The following is a 23,515-nucleotide window of genomic DNA, read 5'->3' as shown; positions in this document are numbered from 1 at the left end:
TACCGGTAGGCGGACCTAACGGTCTGCCCACGGGTGGGTGCTGCCCGCGTAGTACGCGTCCTGGCCCGGAAAATCGACGCGTAGTTCGCCGTCGGAGTGGTAGAGATCCGGCTGGATGGGCGTGACGTCGGGCGACGCGGCCAGGACGGCATCGACACCGTCGAACGTCGTCAGTCCCGCGAGTTGACTCCACGTCGGAGGCAGCAGGATCGTCGCGCCGCGACGCCAGTCCTCCAGCGCAGCATCCAGCGAACGCCATCCGACCGACGCCGCCTCACTGGTCTCGCCGTCCGCGGTCTGCCCCTCCGGCACCACCGCGACGAAGAACCGGGTGTCGTAGCGACGCTTCTCCCCCACCGGCGTGATCCAGTTCGACCACGGACGCAACAGGTCGGCGCGCAACACCAACTCGTTGCGCGTCAGGAACTCGCCGAACGTCTGCTCCCGTCGTTCGAGTGCACCGCGGTCGTCGGCGAAGCGGCGCGTGTCCGAAACGACGGAGTCCGCAGTCGGTCCGGCGAGCAGGACGCCGCATTCTTCGAACGTTTCCCGCGCCGCCGCACACACGAGCGCTGTGGCCTTGCGCTCGTCCACACCGAATCGTTCGGCCCACCAGGACGCGCTCGGTCCGGTCCACTCGAGTCCGGTGTCGGCGTCGGCGTCGGACAAGTCGACGCCTCCCCCGGGAAACACCGTCATGCCGCCGGCGAACGCCATGCCACCGACCCGTTCCAGCAGGAACACCTCGATACCCGCAGCCGCGTCGCGCAGAAGAATCACGGTCGACGCGTCGCGCACCGGGACGTCGGCGAGATCGGACGGGGTCGAGGCACCGCTGGCTGTGGACATTGAAGGAAATCTACCGGACTTACGTAACGGCCATCACATCAGCGGCGGTGCTGTGCTCCGGCCCGCGTACGGCGCGCGAAGAATCTGCCGTCGACGCGATCGAGCGTGATTGACTGGCTGAACGCTTCGGTCAGGTTCTCGGCGGTGATGACGTCGTCGACGAGGCCCTGCGCGACGACTCCACCCTCCTTGAGCAACAGTGCATGCGTGAAGCCCGGTGGGATCTCCTCGACGTGGTGCGTGATGAGCACCGTCGCGGGCGCGTCCGGGTCGGCGGCGAGATCGGCCAGGCGGGCGACGAGCTCCTCGCGTCCACCGAGGTCGAGACCCGCGGCCGGCTCGTCGAGAAGAAGTAGTTCCGGGTCGGTCATGAGGGCGCGAGCGATCAGCACACGCTTGCGCTCGCCCTCGGACAGAGTTCCGTAGGTGCGGTTCGCGAGGTGTTCGGCACCGAGGCTCTCGAGCATGTCGACGGCACGCTCGGTGTCCATGTCGTCGTACCGCTCACGCCACCGGCCGAGCACGCTGTACCCGGCGGACACGACGAGATCGGCGACGGTCTCGTCGGCCGGAATGCGGTGGGCCAGCGCGGAGGAGGACAGACCGATGCGCGGTTTGAGGTCCGCGACGTTGGCCTTGCCCATCACTTCACCGAGCACGTGTGCGACGCCCGAGGTGGGATGCACCTCGGCAGCTGCGATGCGCATCAACGACGTCTTGCCTGCCCCGTTCGGACCGAGGACGACCCAGCGCTCGTCGAGCTCCACCTGCCAGGTCACAGGGCCGACAAGCGTCACACCACCTCGCCTGATGAGTACGTCGTCGAAGTCGATGAGGAGATCGGGATCTGGTTCGGACACGAGGTCTATCTTGTCCCACATTCGTCGGGCTTTCACGGCAGGATCTGTATGCGTGTCGTCCAATGTTCATCACACCGTCGGCGAGCCCGACTCGGCGAATCGTCCCGCACCGGGGTCCCCTTTCCCGCTCGGGGCAACAGTCGGCGAAGGTGGTACGCAATTCGCAGTCCACTCGCCCGACGCCGATGGCATCGAGATCTGCCTGATCGACGACGACGGCGGCGAGCGTCGCATCGCACTCGGCAGCCGTACGTACGGCGTCTGGCATGGGTTCGTCGAGGGCGTCGAAGCAGGAACGAAGTACGGAATCCGAGCGCACGGCCCGTGGAACCCGTCGGACGGCCGCAGATTCAATCCGCAGAAGATTCTACTCGATCCCGCCGCGCGCACGATCCACGGCACCGTCGGATCGGCGGAGGCTCTCCTCGCCTACGAGGACGACCCGTTCGGGCGTCCGAACACCGTGGATTCACTGGGCCATGTGCCGCTGGCGGTCGTTACCGCGCCCGACGTACCTCCGAGCGCACCCCGGCCCGGCATCCCGTGGGATCGAACGGTCGTCTACGAGATGCACGTCGGCGCGTTCACTGCCCGGCACCCGGACGTACCGGCCGAGCATCGCGGCACCTATCTCGGACTGACGACCCCTGCAGTACTCGACCATCTCACCCGCCTCGGCGTGACGACCGTCGAACTGCTGCCGGTGCATGCGACGATCACCGAGCCGGGCGTCCGTGCCCGTGGGATGCGTAATCACTGGGGATACTCGACCGGCGCGTTCTTCGCACCCGATCCACGGTTCGCGTCGACGCCAGGAGCCGAGATCGCCGAATTCCGCACGATGGTCGACGCGCTGCACTCGGTCGGTATCGAAGTGATACTCGACGTCGTCTACAACCACACGTGCGAGAGCTCGGTCGACGGTCCGTCCATCAGTTGGCGCGGGCTCGACGCACCCGGTTACTACCTTCTCGACGGACGTGGCCACGACGTCGACCTGACCGGGTGCGGAAACACGACCGACTCGGCGTCACCTGCTGTCGTACGCATGGTCTGCGACAGTCTCCGCTACTGGGCGACGGACATGGGTGTCGACGGGTTCCGTTTCGACCTCGCGAGCACGCTCGGCCGCCCCGCGTGGCGATTCGATGCGCGCGCACCGCTTCTGACTGCGATCGCGACGGATCCCGTGCTGTCGACACGCAAACTGATCGCCGAACCGTGGGACGCGACAGGCGCCGGCTATCAGGTCGGCGGGTTCGGCGCGATGTGGTCGGAGTGGAACGACCGGTACCGCGACACCGTCCGTCGGTTCTGGGCGGGACAGACCGGCGTGCGTGAACTCGCCTCGCGCATAGCGGGTTCCGAGGACATCTTCGGCGGCGGCGTCCGAAAGCCTTGGGCCTCGGTCAATTTCGTGACCGCACACGACGGCTTCACCGCCCGCGACCTGGTGTCGTACTCGCGCAAGCACAACGACGCGAACGGTGAGGACAACCGAGACGGCACCGACAACAACATCTCGGAGAACCACGGCGTCGAGGGCCCGACCGACGATCCCGATGTCATCGCTGCGCGGGGCCGCCACGTCCGCGCACTGCTCGCCACGCTGACCCTGTCGACCGGGACGCCGATGCTGTTGGCCGGCGACGAGATCGGACACACGCAGGGCGGCAACAACAATGCGTACTGCGTGCCGGAGGATGCACCCGCGGATCGGTCGTGGGCCATCGACTGGGAGTCCGCCGACCGCGATCTCCTCGCGTTCGTCTCGCGACTGTTGCGGATCAGGCGAAGCGCCCCGTCACTGCGCCAGCAGGAATTCTTCTTCGGGCGCGATACTCCCAGCGGCAGGCCGGATCTCGTCTGGTTCGACGGACGCGGCAACGAACTGACGACCGACCAGTGGCACGACGATTCGATCCGCACCATCCAGGCATGGGTGGACGGCGGCGACGTCCGCTCCTACGCCTCGGACGGGCATCGCGTCGACGACGCCAGTTCGCTGCTCGTACTGCACTCCGGCGGCCCGACCGAGGTATCGCTGGCGTGCCCGCCCTGGGCGGCCGAAAGATTCGTCGCCGTCTTCGATTCCAGCACTGCCGACGGCACGCCCGTCGACGCGACGGCCATCGATGCGGGTTCGCCACTGTCGCTGTCGGGTTCGACCGTGCTCGTGCTGCGCAGCGTCGGGAGGTGATGGACGAAGAACTGCACGATCGGCCCGATACCGAAGGCGTACAACAGGGTTCCGATTCCGGCGTTGCCGCCGAGCAGCCAGCCCGTCGCGAGGACGGTGATCTCGATGCAGGTGCGAACCAGACGGATCGACAGGCCCGTTCGCGCCACGAAGCCCGTCATCAGTCCGTCACGCGGGCCGGGTCCCATGCCCGCACCGATGTACAACGCCGTCGCGAAGCCGTTGGTCACGATGCCCGCCAGCATCAACGGAATGCGGACCGCGAGCGAATCGACGTCGGGTAACCACGCGAGCGACACGTCGACTGCGATCGCGATGACGACGACGTTGCTGACGGTCCCCAATCCTGGCTTCTGGCGCAACGGAATCCACGCCAGCAACACCAGAATCCCCGTCACGGCCGTGATGGTTCCGAAGCTCAGATCGACGTGCCGACCGATCCCCTGATGAAAGACGTCCCACGGATCGAGGCCGAGCCCTGCCGTGATCATCGCGGCCATCGACAGTCCGTACAGCCATAGTCCGATGTACAGGGCGCCGAGGCGCAGTACGAGATTCCTGGCCGATCCGGAAGAGATGTTCGATGTACGCATGCATTCAGTGTCGAGCACACTGGATGCCGCAGAAACGGCCAGTTTCGAAGCGGTGGACCCTATCGCCACATCTCGGGTGCGACGCCGACGACCGTCATCGAGCCGGGCGCCACCTCCGTGAATCCGGCGTCGCGTACGGCTGCGGCGCGACCGGCGTCGACGAGTGCGCGGGCTGTCGCCCACTGCTGGGCGTTCGCGTCGCGGACCGAACACGCGAAACCGCGTGCCGCCCATGCTTCGCACTGCTCGGTCGACATCGTTCCGGCGAGCAGCATCGACGCGTGCCCGACCTGCGCTGCAGCCTTTCCCACGGTCATCTCGAGCGCAGGGTCGATCCAGAGCACCGGAAGGTCGTCGGCCACCCGATCCGGTTCGTCGTGACTCAGATCGGTGCCGCCGATCTGCAGTCTCCTGATCCGCGCATCGAGGTCGCCGACGCGTCCGGGAACCAGGGCACGGGCCTGCGCGTCGCCGACGTCCACGGTCACGCCTGGCACATCCTGCGCGGCGGTCCAATGGGCCCCACGAGCTCGTCTGGCCACCTTGCGGATGCGTGACGACGTCCACGCGCGGAACGACTCTTCCCATTCCCCGCCCGGTCCGACGCGCTCGTCGAAGCACAGCGCGACCGAGGCCGACGCCGCCGCTTCGAGCAACCGGCTGCGCGGCGGCGGATCGGCCTTGGGGATGTTCAGCACGATCGGCATCGCGAGGACGTCGGCGGGGTCGTCGGGGTCCGGCCGTCCCCCGTAGCCCTGCGCGAGGACTTCGTGTCGTTCGGCGAACGTGCTCCGCGGTGTGTCCTCGATCGGCGACTCGCTCACAGGATCGGAACGCGTCGCACACCGCCGTCGACGGCGTCGGCTGCCTCGATCTCACCGCGTGTGACGCCGAGCATGAACAGCACGGCGTCGAGATAAGGGTGCGAGATCGCCGTGTCGGCGATCTCGCGGAGGGCGGGTTTGGCGTTGAAGGCAACGCCGAGACCCGCCGCGGTGAGCATGTCGATGTCGTTGGCGCCGTCACCGACAGCGACGGTCTGCTCCATCGGCACCCCGGACTGGGCTGCGAACTCACGCAGAGCGATCGCCTTCGCGGCACGGTCGACGACCTCGCCGACGACGCGGCCGGTCAGCTTGCCGTCGACGATCTCCAGAGTGTTCGCGCGAACGAAGTCGAGTTCGAGTTCGTGTGCGAGGCCTTCGATGACCTGGCGGAATCCACCGGACACGACACCACACGAATACCCGAGCCTGCGGAGCGTTCGAATGGTCGTCCTCGCACCCGGAGTGAGTTCGAGGTCCTCGCCCACCTCGTCGATCACCGATGCGTCCAGCCCTGCCAGCGCTGCGACGCGTTGGTGCAGCGATTCGGTGAAATCGATCTCACCGCGCATCGCGGATTCGGTGATCGCGCGAACCTCGGCTTCCCGACCGGCCTTGGCGGCAAGCATCTCGATGACTTCACCCTGCACGAGCGTCGAGTCGACGTCGAACACGATGAGCCGCTTGGAACGCCGCGCGATTCCCGCCCGTTCGACCGCGACGTCGACGCCGACCCCCGCGGCGATCTCGGACAGCCCCGTGCGCAGCTGACGATCGGCGTCGGGCGAGGTGTTGGTCGTCGACACCTGCAGTTCGAGGCCGGTGACCGGGTAATCGGCGACGCCGCGAATCGAGTCGATGTTCGCACCCTGCCGCGCGAGCTCCCGCGAGAGGGTGCTGAACGCGCGGGCGGTGACCGGACGGCCCAGAACGACGACGACGTGTGTCGGAAGTCCGGGCTTGCCGTTCTGGTCCGCGCCGATCTCGACGTCGACGTGCACGCCGACCGTCGACATGGCCTCTTCGAGTTCTTCCTGCAGGTGTTCGGGATCTCGGGGACAGTTCAGCAGTACGCCCAGTGTCAGGCGTCCCCGGATGACGACCTGTTCGACGTCGAGCAGGGTCACCTCGTGACGTGAGAGCGCAGCGAACAGAACCGACGTGACGCCAGGCTTGTCCGGCCCGGTGACCGTCACGAGTACAGCGGTGTCCGATGAGGCCACCGGATCTCCCTTCACGCGCGGATCCGCATCGCGTGCGAATCCGCTGTCCGAATGTGGTCGTGGGTTTCGATTCTTGCAAGCGAAGAGCCCCGCCCGGGTACCGGGAGGGGCTCTTCGGGGCTATCGCGTACCTGCTACTTCAGATCCCTGCCTGGATCCGGGTCGCCGGAGTGCTCGTGGTCGCTCGTACTGATGGGTGCACGGCGTGCCTGTTCGAGTACCTCGGTGGTGTGTCCGCCGTGGCTGCCGGGTCCGACGTGGGCTTCGGAGCGCATGCGTTCGACCATGTGTGGGTAGTGCAGCTCGAACGCGGGACGCTCGGAACGGATACGGGGCAGTTCGGTGAAGTTGTGACGCGGCGGCGGGCAGGANTCGGTGGTGTGTCCGCCGTGGCTGCCGGGTCCGACGTGGGCTTCGGAGCGCATGCGTTCGACCATGTGTGGGTAGTGCAGCTCGAACGCGGGACGCTCGGAACGGATACGGGGCAGTTCGGTGAAGTTGTGACGCGGCGGCGGGCAGGAGGTGGCCCATTCCAGCGAGTTGCCGTAGCCCCACGGGTCGTCGACGGTGACGACTTCGCCGTACCGGTAGGACTTGAACACGTTCCACACGAACGGCAGCGTCGACGCACCGAGCACGAACGCACCGACCGTGGAAATGATGTTCAAGGTGGTGAACCCGTCCGAGGACAGGTAGTCCGCGTACCGGCGGGGCATGCCCTCGTTCCCGAGCCAGTGCTGGACCAGGAACGTGCCGTGGAACCCGAGGAACGTCAACCAGAAATGCCACTTGCCGAGACGTTCGTCCATCATCCGGCCGGTCATCTTCGGGAACCAGAAGTAGATCCCGGCGTAGGTGGCGAACACGACCGTGCCGAACACCACGTAATGGAAATGCGCGATCACGAAGTAGGTGTCGGTGACATGGAAATCGATCGGCGGCGACGCGAGCAACACACCCGACAAGCCACCGAACAAGAAGGTGATCAAGAAGCCGATGGAGAACARCATCGGMGTCTCCAACGTCACCTGCCCCCGCCACATGGTGCCGATCCAGTTGAAGATCTTCACACCCGTCGGCACCGCGATCAGGAACGTCATGAACGAGAAGAACGGCAACAACACCGCRCCGGTGGCATACATGTGGTGCGCCCACACCGCGATCGACAACGCAGCGATCGCGATCGTCGCGTAGATCAACGTGGTGTACCCGAACATCGGCTTACGCGAGAACACCGGGAAAATCTCGGAGACGATCCCGAAGAACGGCAACGCGATGATGTACACCTCGGGGTGACCGAAGAACCAGAACARGTGCTGCCACAACAACACCCCACCGGTGGCCGGGTCGAACAGATGCGCACCCAGATGCCGATCCGCCGCCAAMCCSARCARYGCCGCGGTCAACAACGGGAACGCCAGCAGGATCAGGATCGAGGTGACCAGAATGTTCCAGGTGAAGATCGGCATCCGGAACATCGTCATTCCCGGCGCCCGCAGACAGATCACCGTGGTGATCATGTTSACGCCACCCAAAATGGTRCCCAGACCAGCRACCGCCAGACCCATGATCCACAGATCYGCACCCACACCCGGCGAATGCAACGCCGACGTGAGCGGGGTGTACGCRGTCCAGCCGAAGTCCGCYGCGCCACCGGGGGTGATGAACCCGGCCGTGGTGATCAACGCACCGAACAGATACAACCARTACGAGAACGCATTCAACCGCGGGAACGCCACATCCGGGGCGCCGATCTGCAACGGCAGAATGTAATTGGCGAACCCGAACACGATCGGCGTCGCATACAACAGCAACATGATCGTGCCGTGCATGGTGAACAACTGGTTGTACTGCTCGTTCGACAGGAACTGCATCCCCGGCACAGCCAACTCGGCGCGCATCAACAACGCCATCAACCCGCCGACCAAGAAGAACGCGATCGACGTCGCGATGTACATGATCCCCAACACCTTGGGATCAGTCGTCGTCACCGCCTTGTGAATGAANTTCGACAGGAACTGCATCCCCGGCACAGCCAACTCGGCGCGCATCAACAACGCCATCAACCCGCCGACCAAGAAGAACGCGATCGACGTCGCGATGTACATGATCCCCAACACCTTGGGATCAGTCGTCGTCACCGCCTTGTGAATGAATGAACCCTTCGGTCCCATCCGCGGCGGAAACGGCCGTGCCGCTTCCACCGCGGGAGTCGGCCTAGGCGCTAGGGCAGTCACTGATCCTCCTGACGACGCGAGTGCGTCAATCCTAAACCGGCGTGGCCTCAGGTACTACCCAAGGTCGTAGAAACAGCGAATCCCGTCACCGAAGGCCGGTGACGGGATTCGACGCCCGAGAAAATGAGTCAGTTTCCGAGCATGCAGAACTGTCCGGTCTTCAGGTTCAGAGCCATCGACAGCGGTCCGACGCAGTCGACGCCTGCAGCTTCTGCCGTCGCCCCCGAGCCCCAGCCCGCGACGGCCACCGTCGTCGCGCCCTCGTCGGCCCAGGAGTGCGCGATGCCTCCGCCGAGAGCCCATGCGTAGGCGGTGCCCGCGTTCTTCGATGCACCGAGCGCCGTTCCGAATCCGTTGGCGTAGGTGGTGGTTGCGCCCGGGCCGTCGGTGACGCTGACCGCGGTGCCGCTCTCTGCGGCACCTGCGTTCGCGATGCCGGGGCCGGTGGATGTCGCGCCGCAGCTGGCGGTGCCGTCGACTCGAATGTCGTTGGCGGCGGGAGGCGACACACAGCTCACCGGAGCGGCAGCTGCGGTGCCTGCTCCGAGGAAACCGGCTGCGGCGACTGAACCACCGACAGCGAAAAGTGCTGCCGTGCGCGAGATTCGACTACCGAACCGAGCTGAAGAGCTCTCCTGAGACGTGCGACGGAGCGAAGAAAAAACGGTGGAAGCGGAGAACAACAGGAGGCTCCTTCACGAAACGAAATGGGTCGGTGCGGGACACCGTACCCCGGTTCCGCGCTCAGGTCATCAGTGAGATATCCCTATAGCTGTAACGATTCGGTACTCCCCGCCGATGGGCCACGCTGATCTACCATCCTGGGATGACGCGCAGCTTGGTTGCCGCCCTGGTCGGATCGTTGTTTCTCGTCGTGGGATGCGGTGGATCGGACGGGACCTCCGGAGCCCCGGCGCCCGAAGAGTCCTTTTCGCAACCGGGCGCGGCGCTTGCGCCCGAATCGGGAACCGCGGCGCGGGATCAGGCGCCCGGTTCGTCGGACTCGTCGGAGCGCAAAGAGGTTGTGACGGGCCAGGTTTACATCACCGCGGTCGATCCGATCGCGGCGGCACGGGACGCGACGTCCGTCGTCGAAGAGGTGGGCGGACGCGTCGACAATCGGTCCGAGAATCCCGCGACGGACAATTCGACGGCAAGCAGTTCCATCACTGCACGTATCCCTGCCGACGAATTGACCGGCACCCTCGACCGCATCGAGGGGCTCGGGAAGGTGACGTCCGTCAGTATTTCGCGCGACGACGTCACCATGCAGTACCAGGACCTCGATGCGCGCATCGGTGCGCTGCAGGAGTCCGTCGATCGGCTGAAGGGGCTGATTGCCGGCGCGACCACCACTGCGGATCTGATCGAAGCGGAGTCCGCGCTGTCGAGCAGGCAGGGCGAACTGGACAGTCTCACGTCACAGAAGAACTACCTTGCGGACCAAGTCGATTTGTCCACCATCACAATCCAATTCACCACCGACGATGCGACGCCGTCTCCTGGACCCGATTCGTTCTGGGACGGTCTCGTCGCGGGTTGGCATTCGCTGCTGGACGCGATGGCCGACGGCGTCGTCGCGCTGGGACGCGCGATCCCGTGGATCGGGGCGCTCGCGATCGCGGCCGGGGTCGTCTACGGGGTCGTCCGGGCGATTCGAGGGACCGCGAGGAAGACGTCGGACACGGAGCCTGCGACCGAGCCCGAACCGGACCCGAGCGACACCTGATACCTAGACCGCGCCGTCGAATCCGTGTTGCCTCCACGCCTCGTACATGACGACCGCCGCAGAGTTGGCGAGGTTGAGCGATCGGCGACCGGCGATCATGGGAATGCGTAGCTTGTCTGTGACTCGGGGGTCGTCCAGTACCTCGTCGGGAAGTCCCGTCGGTTCCGGTCCGAACAGCAGTACGTCGCCGGGCTGGTACGCGACGTCGGTGTGAAAACGCGTCGTATGTGCGGTGTAGGCGTAGACGCGTTCGGGTGCCAATGCATCCCAGGCGGCGGCGAGGTTCTCGTGCACGGTGACCGACGCGAGGTCGTGGTAGTCCAGGCCTGCGCGTTTGAGCTTCGGCTCGGACATGTCGAAACCGAGGGGCCCCACGAGGTGCAGTTCGCACCCGGTCCCGGCCACCAGGCGGATCGCGTTGCCGGTGTTCTGTGGGATGCGGGGCTCGAAGAACATGAGTCGAAACACCCGGTTCACTCTGCCACTAGCGGGACCGCAAGGATGGAGCAGGTGGACGGCGAACAGATCATCGGCGAGGACTTCTCCGACGCGCGACTCGACCAGCAGCAGTGGACGGACCGGCAGTACGTCTCGTGCACGTTCCGCGATGCCGACCTCAGCGGCGTGAAGACGTCGTCGGTGGTGTTCACCGAATGCGACTTCACCGGGACGGACATGACCGAGTCGGTCCACGTCAACACCGCTTTCCGGTCGTGCACGTTCACTCGAACGAACCTGCAGCACAGTACGTTTCGCAATTCGACGCTGATCGGGTCGACGTTCGTCGATTCGCGGATGCGGCCGTCGACGTTCGACGAGGTCGATTTCACGCTCGTCGGGCTGGGGGGAGCGGTCATGCGCGGCATGGACCTGACCGGTTGTCGCCTGGCCGAGGCCAATCTCGTGAACACCGATCTGCGCAAGGCCGTGCTGCGGTCGGCCGACCTGTCCGGCGCTCGGGCCACGGGCGCGAAACTGCAGGAGGCCGACCTCCGAGGCGCGCGGGTCGACGCGAACCTGTGGGTCGCCGCCGTCGTGACCGGCGCGCGCATCGAGTTGACGCAGGCCGTCGCGTACGCCCAGGCGCACGGATTGTCCGTCGAGGGTTGACTACACGGGTTCGGCGTCGCCTGGAACAATGGCAGCCGTGACTGCGAGAATTCTTGACGGCAAGGCGACCCGCGACGAGATCTTCGTCGACCTGACCCAGCGTGTGACGGCTCTGCGTGAGCGCGGCGTCGTGCCAGGGTTGGCCACCGTTCTGGTGGGCGACGACCCGGGCTCGGCCGCCTACGTGCGCGGCAAGCACAGCGACTGCGCGAAGGTCGGCATCACGTCGATCCGCCGCGACCTGCCGGCCGACATCTCGCAGGCAGATCTCGAAGCCGTCATCGACGAGCTGAACGCGAACCCCGAGTGCACCGGCTACATCGTGCAGTTGCCGCTGCCGAAGCACCTCGACGAGAACGCAGCGCTCGAGCGCATCGACCCGTCCAAGGACGCCGACGGCCTGCACCCCATCAACCTGGGACGCCTCGTGCTGGGCAAGGAAGCGGCGCTTCCGTGCACCCCGCGCGGCATCGTGCACCTGCTGCGTCGCTACGACGTCGAGCTGAACGGCGCGCACGCCGTCGTGATCGGCCGCGGTGTCACGGTCGGTCGCCCGATCGGCCTGCTGCTGACTCGCAAATCCGAGAACTCGACGGTGACCTTGTGCCACACCGGGACCAAAGACCTGGCCGCCGAGGTTCGTCGTGCCGACATCGTCATCGCAGCCGCGGGTGTCCCGGGGATCGTCACCGCCGACATGGTCAAGCCCGGTGCAGCCGTTCTCGACGTCGGCGTCACGCGCACGGACGAGGGACTGCGCGGCGACGTCGCCGCCGATGTCGCCGAGGTGGCGGGCTTCCTGTCTCCCAACCCGGGTGGCGTCGGACCGCTGACGCGTGCGTTCCTGCTGGCCAATGTCGTCGAACGGGCCGAGCAGATGCACGCGACGACCGCGGCGGTCTGATCCGATGGGCGAGCGGATCCGCAAGAACCTTCCGTTGCTGGTGGTGCTGCTCGTCATCCTCGCCGCGCTGGCGCTGGTCCTCGCGGACCGGTGGCGGCGCGGCGCCTTCGTCCTCGGAGTGGCGACCATTCTTGCGGCGGGCTTCCGCCTGTGTCTACCGGAGAACCGCGTCGGCCTGCTTCAGGTGCGCAGCCGCGGATTCGACGTCGCCGCACTGGCGTTGGTGGGCGGAGCGATCGTGTTTCTCTCCGCCTCCATCGATCCTCTGGGCACCGACTGACCGCCCGCCGCTCAGTTGTCGGCGGTGCGGTTCCGTCGTGCCTGGTCCATCGTCTCGCCGAGCAGTTTCGCCACCGCTCCCGCCTCCGTGAGGAAGCCGTCGTGGCCGTCGCGTGACTGGATCACTTCGAGGCCGCTGCAGTTCGGCAGTCCCCGTGCGATCTCCTTCTGCTGGCGCAGCGGGTAGAGCCGATCGGAGTCGACACCGCCGACGATCGTCGGCACGGTCGCGCGAGCCAGCGCGGCTTCGACTCCGCCGCGGCCACGGCCGATGTCGTGGCGGTTCATCGCCTCGCTGAGCAGCACGTAGGTTCCCGCGTCGAAACGGCCGACCAGCTTCGTGGCCTGGTGCTGGAGATAGCTTTCGATCGCGTAGCGACCGCCGTTCCACGGATCCTCTTCCGCCTGAGGCGAATTCGAGAAACGTAGATCGAGCTCGCTCTCCGTGCGGTACGTCAGGTGCGCGATCCTGCGTGCGATGCCGAGGCCGGTGAGCGGAGCCTTGCCGGTGCCGTAGTAGTCACCACCCTGCCAGTCGGGATCGGACATGATGGCCGCGATCTGTGTGGTCTGGGTGCCGATCTGGTCTGCCGTCGCGCGAGCGCCTACGGCCAGAACCAGCGCGGCGGCAACACGTTCGGGGTATTCGACGATCCATTCGAGCGTGCGCATGCCGCCCATCGAGCCGCCGACGACGGCAGCGAAACGCTCGATGCCCAGGGCATCGGCGAGTGCGGCCTCGGCGGCGACCTGATCGCGGATCGAGATCTCCGGGAATCGGCTGCCGTAGGGCTTGCCGTCCGGCGCGATCGACGACGGACCCGTCGTGCCGCCGCACCCACCGAGAACATTGGTGGCGACGACGCACCACTCGTCGGTGTCGACGGGTGCGCCGGGGCCGATCATTCCGTCCCACCACCCCGCCAACGCGTGGGCGTCGTCGGGAGGGCCGGACACATGCGAATCACCGGTCAGCGCGTGCTCGACGAGCACCACGTTGTCGCGAGCGGGCGAGATGGTGCCCCACCGCTGCAGCCCGATCGTCACACCGCGCAGCGTCGCGCCGCTTTCGAGTTCGAGGTCACCTATGTCGACATGGCCGAGCCGCCCGTCGGCCGCAGGAAATCCTGCGGCCGACAGAGCGTCGTGCACGGAGCTGATGGTCAAGACGCCGCCGCTGCGAAACCGCGTTCGAGATCGGCGAGAATGTCGTCGATTCCCTCGATGCCCACTGCGAGCCTGACCAGGCCGGGAGTGACGCCGGAGGCGAGCTGTTCCTCCGGAGTCAACTGCGAATGAGTGGTCGACGCGGGATGGATGACTAGTGAACGCACGTCCCCGATGTTAGCGACATGGCTGTGGAGGCTCAGCGCGTCGACGAACTTCTTGCCCGCGTCCACGCCGCCGGTCAGTTCGAACGACACGATCGCGCCCTGTCCCTTGGGTGCCAGCTTCTGTCCTCGCTCGTACGACGGCGAGGACGGAAGACCCGCATAGCCGACGCTGGAGACATCCTCGCGTGCTTCGAGGAACGCGGCGACCTTCTGCGCGTTCTCGACGTGGCGCTCGATACGCAGGCTGAGCGTTTCGAGTCCCTGGCTGATGAGGAAGGCGTTGAACGGGGACACGGCCGCGCCGATGTCGCGGAGCAGCTGCACACGAGCCTTGAGCGCGTAGGCAGGCGCACCGAGTTCGGCGAACACGACGCCGTGGTAGCTCGGATCGGGCGTCGTGAAATTCGGGTGACGGCCCTGCGTCCAGTCGAACGTGCCGCCGTCGACGATGACGCCTGCGATCGCGGTTCCGTGGCCTCCCAGGTACTTCGTCGCCGAATGCACGACGATGTCGGCGCCCAACGTCAACGGCTGGATGAGGTACGGGGTGGCGACCGTGTTGTCGACGATCAGCGGAATCCCGCTGGCGTGCGCAACCTCGGCGACACCGGGAATGTCGAAGATGTCGTTCTTCGGGTTCGAGATGGTCTCGCCGTAGAAGGCCTTGGTGTTCGGCTTGATCGCGGCCTTCCACTGCTCGAGGTCGTCGGGGTTCTCGACGAAGGAGACCTCGATGCCGAGCTTGGGGAGTGTGTAGTGGAAGAGGTTGTACGTGCCGCCGTACAGGCGCGGACTGGAGACGATGTGGTCGCCTGCCTCGGCGAGGTTGAGAATGGCGAGCGTCTCGGCGGCCTGGCCCGACGACAGCAGCAGTGCGGCGACGCCACCTTCGAGCGCGGCGATGCGCTGCTCGACGGCGTCCTGCGTCGGATTCATGATGCGGGTGTAGATGTTGCCGGGTTCGGCGAGTCCGAACAGTGCGGCGGCGTGGTCGGTGTTCTCGAACGTGTACGACGTGGTCTGGTAGATCGGCAGAGCACGCGCACGGGTGACTCCGTCGGCGTTCTGGCCGACGTGAATCTGCTTGGTCTCGAAACTCCAGGACGCGGTCGGATCCTCGATCGGGGCGCCTGCGGCGTCGACTACGTCGGGGTTGTTCTCGGTCATGTCGTGAATACTCCGTCTTCGAAGGATGTGCAGAATTCGAAACGGCACTCGCATGCGAGGGCCGGGCGGGGCCTATCGAGACAACAACACATGCAAACCTCCTCGGGGGCCTTCGCGGTCCAGTCGTGCCCGTCTGGCCAGTCGTGCCCGGTCAGTGGGCCCGCCGAGTCGGCCTGAAGACCGTCCTGCGGACCCGCGCTTGTTCTTCGGTTGCGTTCTGCAACCGAGTAACCAGGTCTTCACCCGGAGCACCCCACCGCGGTTGGAGGGTTGCCGGCCAGCAAGCCGGGGCTCGATGCTGGCGCTCATGACCTGCTGGAATCCTAGCGGTGCGCCCGGGCGGGAGGAATAGCGACGTCGGAACTCCGAAATCGTGCACTGTGACCTGCGAATAAGTGTCCCGTGAGCACAATCACCGCCGATCGAGAAGAAAATCCGTTGCGTGCGGGACGACAATGGATCGCAGGGACGTTCCCTCCAGGGTCCGTCCCTTCTTCATGCTTCCGTTCCCCCTCTCGAGACAAGGTCGTTCTGCTGTGTCTGTCACCGATTCCGCCCTCGCCAAGAATGTCGGCGCCGTGCGTTCGAAGGTGTCTCACGGCCTGAGTACCGAGAAGCGGCCGCACTCCACGAGTAGACGGCTCGCGATGGTGGCGTTGTCGATCGGCGGTTTCGGCATCGGAACCACCGAGTTCGCATCGATGGGTCTGCTGCCGGATGTCGCGTCGTCGATGGGAATTTCCGAGCCGTCCGCCGGCCACATGATCTCTGCGTACGCGTTGGGTGTCGTCGTCGGAGCCCCGGCGATCGCCACGCTGGCCGCACGTGTTCCGCGAAGGCTTCTGCTCATCCTGCTGATGGCCGCGTTCACGCTCGGCAACCTCGGCACGGTGTTCGCGCCGAGCTTCCACGAGTTGGTCGCATCGCGGTTCGTCGCCGGACTCCCGCACGGCGCGTACTTCGGTATCGCCGCGCTCGTCGCCGCGCATCTCGCGGAGCCCGGCAAGCGCGCGAAAGCCGTAGCCATGGTCATGATGGGATTGTCCATCGCGAACGTCGTCGGCGTGCCCGCGGCGACGTGGCTCGGCCAGAGCCTCGGATGGCGCAGTGCTTTCGCCGTCGTCGCCGTCATCGGTGCACTCACGGTCACGGCGCTGATCATGTGGATGCCGCGTCTGGACGGAATGCCGACGACGAACCCGATCACCGAGTTGGGTGCACTCCGGCGCGTCCAGGTCTGGATGACGCTGCTGGTCGGCATGGTCGGATTCGGTGGAATGTTCGCGGTGTACACGTACATCGCATCGACGCTCACCGACGTCTCGGGCCTGGCCAAGGGTCTCGTCCCGGTAGCGCTGATGATCTACGGACTCGGCATGATCGCCGGAAACTACTTCGGCGGTTGGATCGCGGACAAGCTGCAACTGCGCGGTACGTTCGTCTCGATTTCTGCCATGGCCGTGTTCCTCGCGTTGTTCGTGATCGCCTCGCACAACTCGGTCACCGCGCTCGTTCTGTTGTTCCTCATCGGTGCGTCGGGTTCCTCGGTCATCCCGGGTCTGCAGACTCGGCTGATGGATGTCGCCGACGATGCTCAGACGTTGGCGGCGTCGCTGAACCACGCTGCGTTCAATCTCGCGAACGCCATCGGTGCCGCGCTCGGCGGCGCGGTCATCGCGGCCGGGTTCGGGTACACCGCGCCCGCCGCTGCGGGTGCGATCCTCGCGGTGGCCGGACTCGGCGTCCTCGCCACCGCGATGTGGATGCAGCGCCGTGACGACGCCAAGGCTGTGCGTGCGGATGGTTCCGCAGCTGCTTAGCGTCGCCCGCGGGGGCTAGCTGCTGGTCGTGGCCGCGCCGTCCCCGGCGAGCGTGCTCGCGAATGCGGGCGTCAACTTGTCGACCACGTACGGCAAGCTCAGCAGCGACGTGAAGTAGATCGCCCCTGCTGTGATGCCGTCGGTGAAGACCAACTTGTCCTCCTCGACGGCATCGAGGTTTCGGTACACGGGCTCCTGCTCCAGCGCGGTGCGATCCTCCGGCTTCTCGGTTCCCCACAGCAGCACGTCCGCGGTGTCGAGCACCGACAGGTTCTCCAGCGGGATGGCGGCCTGACCGCCGCCTTCCGGTGGTGCGTATCGATCGATCTCCGACGGGACGACGAACCCGAGGTCCGTCAGGAAGTCCGTGCTGAGTCCGTTCTGGTACGCGATGGCTGCGCCGTCGTAGAACGCGTTCTGCAGGAAGATCGCCTTGGTTCCCACGAACTCGGGGTGCTCGGCCCTGGCGGCCTCGAACTTCTGCTCGACGGCGTCGATCTGCTGGTCGACCTCGTTCGCCTTGCCCAGCGCCTTGCCGATGTTGCGAGCCTGGACGTCCCACGGTTCGAAGTACTGCGTGTACTGGCCCGAGTGCGCGATCGTCGGTGCGATCTCGGACAGTTTGTCGTAGCTGTCGCGGTCGAGTCCGGCGTTGGTTGCGATGATCAGGTCCGGGTCCAGGGCGACGATGCGTTCGTACTGGAAGCCGTCGTCGGCGCTGAGGACCTCGGGTGTGGCGTCGCCCAATGCTTCCTGCGCCCACGGCCATGTCGCATACGGCTGTTCGCCGTACCACTCGGTGACGGCGACGGGTGTCACGCCGAGGGCGAGCACCGTGTCCTGCTCGGTGTACCCGGCGACGACGACGCGCGTCGGCTCGGCGGTGATCGTCGTGTCACCGAACGCGTGCTCGACGGTGACCGGGAAGGCGCCGTTTCCGGCGACCGCCGCGTCGGCTTCACCGTCGTCGGACGGGGTCGAGCACGCGGACAGCACCAGCGCAGCCGCGAAGGCAACGGTGGCGATCTGGAACGAACGGGCGGATCCGACCATCGAGGTCCCTTTCGGAGGATGAGTGACGGCTAAGGGTAGCCGACCCTAACGTTCACGTGGTGTCGATCTTCACGGAACCTCCACATTTCCTGCCGAACTCCTCCATGACGGCCCTCTAGTGTCGTGAACATGAACCGCACCGTGCTCGTCGTCGACGACGAACCGACGATCTCCGACGCGCTCGCGGCACGCCTGCGCGGCGAGGGCTTCGACGTCGTGACGGCAGGGGACGGGCCGTCGGCCGTGCAGGCATGCGCGCGCGTCGATCCCGACGTGGTGGTTCTCGACGTCATGCTTCCGGGGTTCGACGGGCTCGAGGTGTGCAGGCGCATTCAGGCCGACCGTCCCGTACCGGTGCTGATGCTCACCGCGAAGTCCGACGAGACCGACATGCTCGTCGGGCTCGGTGTCGGCGCCGACGACTACCTGTCCAAACCGTTCAGCATGCGAGAACTCGTCGCTCGTGTTCACGCGCTCGTGCGTCGCGCGAATCGAAACGCGTCGGCGACGGCACTGTCGTTCGGCCCCATTCGAATCGACCACCAGGCTCGGCGTGTGTGCCATGGAAGCGACGAAATACATTTGACGCGTACCGAATTCGACATTCTTGCGTTTCTGTCCCATCGTCCGGGTGCGGCCGTGACCCGCGAGACGTTGCTCGCCGAACTGTGGGGTTGGGGAGATTCTGCCAGCAGCCGAACCGTCGACAGTCACGTCAAAGCGTTGCGTCGCAAGATCGGTGGCGACATGATCCGAACCGTCCACGGCGTCGGGTATGCGTTGGACGTGCCGCGATGACGCGCACGATTCCGCGGCCGCTCGACGCACTGACCTCGTTCAAACTCAAGGTCTCGCTGATCGTCGGCGTCGTGTTGGTCGTCGCCAGCGTCGTGTTCTGGATCGGCGCGGGATGGCAGTTCAGGTACGCCCTCGTGGCGGCGCTGGTCATGTCGTTGGTTGCGGTGCAGGTGTTGGCGCACGGCATGACGTCGCCGTTGCGTGAGATGACGTCGGCCGCGAAAGCCATGGCGCGCGGGGACTATTCGACGCGGGTGCGCGCCACGTCACGTGACGAGGTCGGACAGCTCGCCGCGGCGTTCAACACCATGTCTCACGATCTCGAAGCTGCCGATACGTATCGACGAGAACTGATCGGCAACGTCTCGCACGAACTCAAGACACCGATTGCCGCACTGCGAGCCGTGCTGGAGAACATGGTCGACGGCGTCACCGCGCCTGACCGAACGTCGTTGGAGCTCGCGCTCCGGCAGACCGAGCGGCTCGGCGATTTGGTGACCGAGCTGTTGGACCTGTCTCGGCTCGAAGGGGGAGTGCTGCCGCTGCGCCCCGAGTCCTTCGCCGTCGGCTCCTTTCTCGACGAGGTGACCGTCGAATATGCCTGTGTACGTGCCGATGTCGATCCTGCTGACCTGACCGTGACGGCCGACAGATCCAGGCTGACGCAGGTTGTCACCAATCTCGTCGAGAACGCGGTCCGGCACGCACCGGCAGGGTCGGAGGTGACGGTGTCCGCACGCGCGACGTCGGCCGGGCTGCACCTCGAGGTTGCCGACGCCGGCCCCGGAATCGCTCCCGAGGAACGACTTTCGGTGTTCGACCGATTCACCCGGGGTGGCGCAACCGACGGCAGTACCGGCCTCGGGCTCGCTATCGCTCGATGGGCGACGGAGCTGCACGGCGGGACGATCGAGGTCCTCGACCGCAGTCCTGGGTGCCGCATTCGCGTCACCGTCCCACACGCCTGATCTCCCTACAAGGCAACAGTTCTCCGAATCCGACGCAGGGCTCCTGCGTTCATCTCGTCGTGCCCGCAACAGAAAGGTCGTGCCGTGATCGTCGACGTGGAACCGAAAGCTGTCACCCGTACACCCATGGAATCGCTGTGGCCCCCGCGCGTCTGGCCCAGGCGGGCCTATCGCGCGGCGTCGCCCCGTGTGCTGCTGGCGGCGATCGCCGCGGGCGTCGCAGGGGCGATTCTCCTGGGTGCCCCAGGCATCGCCTATCCGCTCACCGCTATAGCCGTCACCGGCGTCGTGCTCGTCGCAGCGCGACGTCGTCCGACCGCATGGGGCGTTGCCGGAGCAGCGGCAGTACTTGCGCTCGTCTCGGTCGCGGCGTTCCGGACGTCCGAGTGGCTGGTGACGCTGTCGCTGTGGCTGGCCGTGATCGTCGCAGGCGCCGTCGCGTGCCGCGGGCGTACGTGGATCGGTCTTGCACTCGGCGCGCTCGTACCGCTCTTCGTGCCGGCGCGTCTGTACCGGTGGTGCTCGCGAGGTGCCAGAGACGTGCGGGCCGGCGAGCTGCGTGCAGGTCGGGTCGTGGCAGTTCTCGCGACGACGGCTGTGCTCGTCGTCGTGTTCGTGACCTTGTTCGCCGGAGCGGACCCGGTGTTCGCGCGGGCGGTCGATGCCGTGACACCACGGTGGCGATCGGACGTCGTCGTGGCGCGGACCGTGCTGTTCGCTCTCGTGACGCTCGCTGCGCTGACGGCTGCGTACGTCGTCGGACATCCGCCACGGTTCGATGTTTTCGCCCGCAAACCGCGCTCGCGTGTTCGGTTGTGGGAGTGGGCAATTCCTCTCGGCGCGCTCGTCGCCGTGTTCTGTGTGTTCGTCGCGGTACAGGCGGCTACGTTGTTCGGGGGACAAGAGCACGTGCTCGTCACCGACGGATTGACCAACGCCGAGTACGCCAGGCAGGGCTTCTGGCAGCTGCTCACCGTGACGGGACTGACGCTGGTCGTCCTCGCAGTCACCGTTCGGAAGGCGTCGCGAGAGACTCGACGCGATCGCGTCGTGCTGCGGGCCCTTCTCGGTGCGCTGTGTCTACTGTCGCTCGTCGTCGTCGCGTCGGCATTGCACCGGATGTCGCTGTACGAGGAGCAGTACGGCTACACCACGTTGCGGCTGTTCGTCACCGCGGTCGAGTTACTGCTGGGCGGCGTGTTCGTTCTCGTGCTGATCGCGGGTGTGTCCATGTCGGGCCGCTGGCTGCCACGCGCGGTGGGTGTCGCCGTCGTCGCCACGGTTCTCGGTCTCGCGCTGCTGAACCCCGACGCGTACGTCGCCCGGCACAACGTCGATCGCTTCGTCGAGACAGGCGAGATCGACACCCGATATCTCGCCGAACTGTCCGCCGATGCGACGGGCGAACTCGATCGCCTGCCCGAGCCGTACCGCAGTTGCGTCCTGCCGCGCGTCGAGCCTCGACGTTGGAACGAATGGAACGTCGCCGACTCCCGTGCGCGCACCGTTCTGGACGGGCGCCCGGTTCTTCCATGCCCGTCGGTGCGGTGAGGGTCTTCCACAGGGAAAGCCGACGGGATCGACGTCTGGACGACGTTCGCGATTGCCGGTCTGTCGGTGGTCTCCGCTACGGTGCGGGACGTGACTGACTCCCCGTTCACCGTTTCCACTGTCAATGTCAACGGAATCCGCGCTGCTGCCCGCAAGGGAATGTTGCCGTGGCTCGAGACCACCGACGCAGACGTCATCTGTTTGCAGGAAACACGCGCGAACGACGGTGAGTTGACGAAGGCCCTGGCTCCGGCGCTCGACGCCGGGTGGCATCTGGCGTCGGCCGAGCCGTCGGCCAAGGGACGCAACGGTGTCGCGATCCTGTCGCGCACCGCACCGGACGCCGTCCGAGTCGGTATCGGTGCCGATGCGGATGCTGCCGAGTTCGCAGAGTCCGGGCGCTACATCGAAGCCGATTTCGACGACGTCACCGTCGCGAGTCTCTATCTCCCCTCGGGCGAGGTCGGTACCGAGCGTCAGGAGGAGAAGGAACGGTTCATGGCGGCGTTCGCGGCGTACCTCGACGCGGCCGCGTCGGCAGCCACGTCGGCCGATCGTGATCTCGTCATCTGCGGCGACTGGAACATCGCGCACACCGAGAACGACCTGAAGGCGTGGAAGACCAACCGTAAGAATTCCGGGTTCCTCCCGGAGGAGCGCGAATGGGTCTCTGCGCTGCTGGCGGACGGCGCGCACTGGACCGACGTCGTGCGTCAGCTGCACCCGGACGTCGAAGGTCCGTACAGCTGGTGGTCGTACCGCGGCAAGGCGTTCGACAACGACGCAGGCTGGCGCATCGACTACCAGTTCGCGACGCGCACGCTCGCCGAACGTGCGAAGGAAGCCGTCACCGAACGTGTCGACGCGTACGACCAGCGGTGGTCCGATCATGCGCCTGTCACCGTTCGGTACCGCTGAGAATCGGCTTGCCGGGACGTGAAAAGATCGTGACCATGTCTTCCCCCGCACAATCCGACACTCCACAGGGACCGCGTCAGCGCGTTCTGTCCGGCATCCAGCCGACGGCGGACTCGTTCCACCTCGGCAACTACCTGGGTGCCGTGCGTCAGTGGGTGGCGTTGCAGGAGGACTACGACGCGTTCTACTTCATCCCGGATTTGCACGCCATCACCGTTCCGCAGGATCCGAAGGCCCTGCGGCAGCGCACCCGCATCGCGGCGGCGCAATTGCTGGCCGTCGGCATCGATCCGTCGCGTTCGACGCTGTTCGTGCAGAGCCAGGTTCCCGAACATGCTCAGCTCGCGTGGGTCCTCAACTGCCTCACCGGTTTCGGTGAGGCCGGGCGGATGACGCAGTTCAAGGACAAGTCGGTCAAGCAGGGTCGTGATCAGACGACCGTCGGTCTGTTCACGTATCCGATCCTGCAGGCTGCCGACATCCTGCTCTACCGCCCCAACCTCGTGCCCGTCGGCGAGGATCAGCGTCAGCACCTCGAACTGACGCGTGACCTGGCGCAGCGCTTCAACACTCGGTTCAAGAAGACGTTCCTCGTGCCCGAGGCGCACATCATCAAGGGCACCGCGAAGATCTTCGACCTGCAGGAGCCCACCGCGAAGATGAGCAAGTCGGGGTCCAACCCGGCGGGCATCGTCAACCTCCTCGACGATCCGAAGGTGACGGCGAAGAAATTGCGGTCGGCGGTCACCGACAACGAACGCGACATCGTCTTCGATCCGGTTGCCAAGCCGGGCGTCAGCAATCTTCTGGTCATTCAGTCTGCGCTGTCGGATCGGACCATCGACGAGCTCGTCGCGGGGTACGCCGGCAAGGGTTACGGAGACCTCAAGTCCGACACCGCGGACGTGTTGACCGAGTTCGTGACGCCGCTTAAGGCTAGGGTCGACGGGTATATGTCCGATATTGCCGAACTGGACAAGATCCTCGCCGACGGTGCGGATCGGGCCCGAGAGGTAGCGTCACGCACGTTGGCGCAGGTGTACGACCGGGTGGGGTTCCTGGCTCCGCTCTCCTGACAGCGGGCTCGTTGGCAGTGAG

General features: G+C 66.0%; 21 protein-coding genes, 1 pseudogene and 1 riboswitch. Of the genes and pseudogenes, 11 read left to right on the top strand and 11 right to left on the bottom strand.

The window, feature by feature from the left end; translation table 11 throughout:
* Positions 1 to 15: 15 nt before the first annotated feature.
* Both A3K89_RS17585 and A3K89_RS17580 read right to left on the bottom strand, forming a co-directional pair.
* On the bottom strand, positions 16 to 849 hold the full coding sequence (locus A3K89_RS17585) for an NUDIX hydrolase (protein WP_068428369.1): 834 nt from the start codon (positions 847 to 849) through the stop codon (positions 16 to 18).
* A gap of 38 nt (positions 850 to 887) precedes the next feature.
* Positions 888 to 1,730, bottom strand: coding sequence for an ABC transporter ATP-binding protein (locus tag A3K89_RS17580; RefSeq protein WP_068428365.1), 843 nt, complete (start codon positions 1,728 to 1,730; stop codon positions 888 to 890).
* Between the two features lie 31 nt (positions 1,731 to 1,761).
* Between A3K89_RS17580 and glgX the strand changes: the two genes are divergently transcribed.
* Complete coding sequence (gene glgX / locus A3K89_RS17575; RefSeq protein WP_068428361.1) at positions 1,762 to 3,909, top strand: glycogen debranching protein GlgX; 2,148 nt, start codon at positions 1,762 to 1,764, stop codon at positions 3,907 to 3,909.
* Here glgX and yczE read toward each other — a convergent pair.
* From yczE to A3K89_RS17550, 5 genes and pseudogenes are all read right to left on the bottom strand, one after another.
* Positions 3,900 to 4,502: pseudogene (gene yczE / locus A3K89_RS26850) on the bottom strand (membrane protein YczE); the annotation flags it as partial. The gene glgX and the pseudogene yczE sit on opposite strands and share 10 nt — an antisense overlap.
* 59 nt (positions 4,503 to 4,561) lie before the next feature.
* Positions 4,562 to 5,326 carry an aminoacyl-tRNA hydrolase gene (locus A3K89_RS17565; protein ID WP_068428358.1) on the bottom strand — a complete coding sequence of 255 codons (765 nt, stop codon included), beginning with the start codon at positions 5,324 to 5,326 and terminating at the stop codon, positions 4,562 to 4,564.
* Positions 5,323 to 6,549 (bottom strand): phosphoserine phosphatase SerB, encoded by a 1,227-nt coding sequence (gene serB, locus A3K89_RS17560; protein WP_068429120.1) that lies wholly within the window; start codon positions 6,547 to 6,549, stop codon positions 5,323 to 5,325. Before serB ends, A3K89_RS17565 begins: the two co-directional genes overlap by 4 nt.
* A gap of 134 nt (positions 6,550 to 6,683) precedes the next feature.
* Positions 6,684 to 8,612: an aa3-type cytochrome oxidase subunit I gene (ctaD, locus tag A3K89_RS17555; RefSeq protein ID WP_442978243.1), complete on the bottom strand. Its 1,929-nt coding sequence runs from the start codon at positions 8,610 to 8,612 to the stop codon at positions 6,684 to 6,686.
* A gap of 302 nt (positions 8,613 to 8,914) precedes the next feature.
* Entirely contained in the window at positions 8,915 to 9,469 is a 555-nt protein-coding gene (locus A3K89_RS17550) for a DUF6764 family protein (protein WP_206031011.1), read from the bottom strand.
* A 143-nt stretch (positions 9,470 to 9,612) separates the two neighbouring features.
* Between A3K89_RS17550 and A3K89_RS17545 the strand changes: the two genes are divergently transcribed.
* Entirely contained in the window at positions 9,613 to 10,515 is a 903-nt protein-coding gene (locus A3K89_RS17545) for a DUF4349 domain-containing protein (protein WP_068428352.1), read from the top strand.
* Positions 10,516 to 10,518: 3 nt separating this feature from the next.
* Here A3K89_RS17545 and A3K89_RS17540 read toward each other — a convergent pair whose 3' ends face one another.
* Positions 10,519 to 10,983 carry a tRNA (cytidine(34)-2'-O)-methyltransferase gene (locus tag A3K89_RS17540; protein WP_217266268.1) on the bottom strand — a complete coding sequence of 155 codons (465 nt, stop codon included), beginning with the start codon at positions 10,981 to 10,983 and terminating at the stop codon, positions 10,519 to 10,521.
* A 33-nt stretch (positions 10,984 to 11,016) separates the two neighbouring features.
* On the opposite strand from A3K89_RS17540, the gene A3K89_RS17535 reads away from it, so the two are divergent.
* From A3K89_RS17535 to A3K89_RS17525, 3 genes are read left to right on the top strand one after another with little or no spacing between them, the layout of a single operon-like run.
* Entirely contained in the window at positions 11,017 to 11,625 is a 609-nt protein-coding gene (locus tag A3K89_RS17535) for a pentapeptide repeat-containing protein (protein WP_068428346.1), read from the top strand.
* A gap of 37 nt (positions 11,626 to 11,662) precedes the next feature.
* A complete protein-coding gene (locus A3K89_RS17530) occupies positions 11,663 to 12,529 on the top strand; it encodes a bifunctional methylenetetrahydrofolate dehydrogenase/methenyltetrahydrofolate cyclohydrolase (RefSeq protein ID WP_217266267.1) in 867 nt (288 codons plus the stop codon).
* Between the two features lie 4 nt (positions 12,530 to 12,533).
* The gene (locus tag A3K89_RS17525) at positions 12,534 to 12,809 is read left to right on the top strand and encodes a DUF3017 domain-containing protein (protein ID WP_068428339.1); all 276 of its coding nucleotides are present in this window, start codon (positions 12,534 to 12,536) and stop codon (positions 12,807 to 12,809) included.
* An 11-nt stretch (positions 12,810 to 12,820) separates the two neighbouring features.
* On the opposite strand, the gene metX is transcribed toward A3K89_RS17525, so the two are convergent.
* Positions 12,821 to 13,975, bottom strand: coding sequence for a homoserine O-acetyltransferase MetX (metX, locus tag A3K89_RS17520; protein WP_068428336.1), 1,155 nt, complete (start codon positions 13,973 to 13,975; stop codon positions 12,821 to 12,823).
* A complete protein-coding gene (locus A3K89_RS17515) occupies positions 13,972 to 15,309 on the bottom strand; it encodes a bifunctional o-acetylhomoserine/o-acetylserine sulfhydrylase (RefSeq protein ID WP_084423857.1) in 1,338 nt (445 codons plus the stop codon). Before A3K89_RS17515 ends, metX begins: the two co-directional genes overlap by 4 nt.
* A 190-nt stretch (positions 15,310 to 15,499) precedes the next feature.
* Positions 15,500 to 15,622: riboswitch (SAM riboswitch) on the bottom strand.
* 334 nt (positions 15,623 to 15,956) lie between these two features.
* Between A3K89_RS17515 and A3K89_RS17510 the strand changes: the two genes are divergently transcribed.
* Complete coding sequence (locus A3K89_RS17510; protein ID WP_068429112.1) at positions 15,957 to 17,129, top strand: MFS transporter; 1,173 nt, start codon at positions 15,957 to 15,959, stop codon at positions 17,127 to 17,129.
* A 15-nt stretch (positions 17,130 to 17,144) separates the two neighbouring features.
* Here A3K89_RS17510 and A3K89_RS17505 read toward each other — a convergent pair whose 3' ends face one another.
* A complete protein-coding gene (locus tag A3K89_RS17505) occupies positions 17,145 to 18,182 on the bottom strand; it encodes an ABC transporter substrate-binding protein (RefSeq protein WP_068428332.1) in 1,038 nt (345 codons plus the stop codon).
* Positions 18,183 to 18,311: 129 nt separating this feature from the next.
* Between A3K89_RS17505 and A3K89_RS17500 the strand changes: the two genes are divergently transcribed.
* The 5 genes from A3K89_RS17500 to trpS all read left to right on the top strand — a co-directional run bounded on the left by A3K89_RS17500 (position 18,312) and on the right by trpS (position 23,493).
* On the top strand, positions 18,312 to 18,980 hold the full coding sequence (locus A3K89_RS17500; protein ID WP_068429109.1) for a response regulator transcription factor: 669 nt from the start codon (positions 18,312 to 18,314) through the stop codon (positions 18,978 to 18,980).
* Positions 18,977 to 19,948, top strand: coding sequence for a HAMP domain-containing sensor histidine kinase (locus A3K89_RS17495; protein WP_068428330.1), 972 nt, complete (start codon positions 18,977 to 18,979; stop codon positions 19,946 to 19,948). Before A3K89_RS17500 ends, A3K89_RS17495 begins: the two co-directional genes overlap by 4 nt.
* Positions 19,949 to 20,032: 84 nt before the next feature.
* Complete coding sequence (locus A3K89_RS17490) at positions 20,033 to 21,499, top strand: DUF4153 domain-containing protein (RefSeq protein WP_254303567.1); 1,467 nt, start codon at positions 20,033 to 20,035, stop codon at positions 21,497 to 21,499.
* 90 nt (positions 21,500 to 21,589) lie between these two features.
* Entirely contained in the window at positions 21,590 to 22,417 is an 828-nt protein-coding gene (locus tag A3K89_RS17485) for an exodeoxyribonuclease III (RefSeq protein WP_302050739.1), read from the top strand.
* 35 nt (positions 22,418 to 22,452) lie between these two features.
* Entirely contained in the window at positions 22,453 to 23,493 is a 1,041-nt protein-coding gene (trpS, locus tag A3K89_RS17480) for a tryptophan--tRNA ligase (RefSeq protein WP_068429100.1), read from the top strand.
* The last annotated feature ends 22 nt before the right edge of the window (positions 23,494 to 23,515 follow it).

The organism is Rhodococcoides kyotonense (assembly GCF_001645385.1).
Lineage (GTDB): Bacteria > Actinomycetota > Actinomycetes > Mycobacteriales > Mycobacteriaceae > Rhodococcoides > Rhodococcoides kyotonensis_B.
This window is presented reverse-complemented; position numbering and strand designations above follow the sequence as displayed.

Excerpts from the sequence above, each read along its gene's own strand:
- A3K89_RS17585 (WP_068428369.1), bottom strand. The coding sequence starts at position 849 with ATGTCCACAGCCAGCGGTGCCTCGACCCCGTCCGATCTCGCCGACGTC.
- A3K89_RS17580 (WP_068428365.1), bottom strand. The coding sequence starts at position 1,730 with ATGTGGGACAAGATAGACCTCGTGTCCGAACCAGATCCCGATCTCCTC.
- A3K89_RS17545 (WP_068428352.1), top strand. The coding sequence starts at position 9,613 with ATGACGCGCAGCTTGGTTGCCGCCCTGGTCGGATCGTTGTTTCTCGTC.
- A3K89_RS17535 (WP_068428346.1), top strand. The coding sequence starts at position 11,017 with ATGGAGCAGGTGGACGGCGAACAGATCATCGGCGAGGACTTCTCCGAC.
- A3K89_RS17525 (WP_068428339.1), top strand. The coding sequence starts at position 12,534 with ATGGGCGAGCGGATCCGCAAGAACCTTCCGTTGCTGGTGGTGCTGCTC.
- A3K89_RS17515 (WP_084423857.1), bottom strand. The coding sequence starts at position 15,309 with ATGACCGAGAACAACCCCGACGTAGTCGACGCCGCAGGCGCCCCGATC.
- A3K89_RS17510 (WP_068429112.1), top strand. The coding sequence starts at position 15,957 with ATGGTGGCGTTGTCGATCGGCGGTTTCGGCATCGGAACCACCGAGTTC.
- A3K89_RS17505 (WP_068428332.1), bottom strand. The coding sequence starts at position 18,182 with ATGGTCGGATCCGCCCGTTCGTTCCAGATCGCCACCGTTGCCTTCGCG.
- A3K89_RS17500 (WP_068429109.1), top strand. The coding sequence starts at position 18,312 with ATGAACCGCACCGTGCTCGTCGTCGACGACGAACCGACGATCTCCGAC.
- A3K89_RS17495 (WP_068428330.1), top strand. The coding sequence starts at position 18,977 with ATGACGCGCACGATTCCGCGGCCGCTCGACGCACTGACCTCGTTCAAA.
- trpS (WP_068429100.1), top strand. The coding sequence starts at position 22,453 with ATGTCTTCCCCCGCACAATCCGACACTCCACAGGGACCGCGTCAGCGC.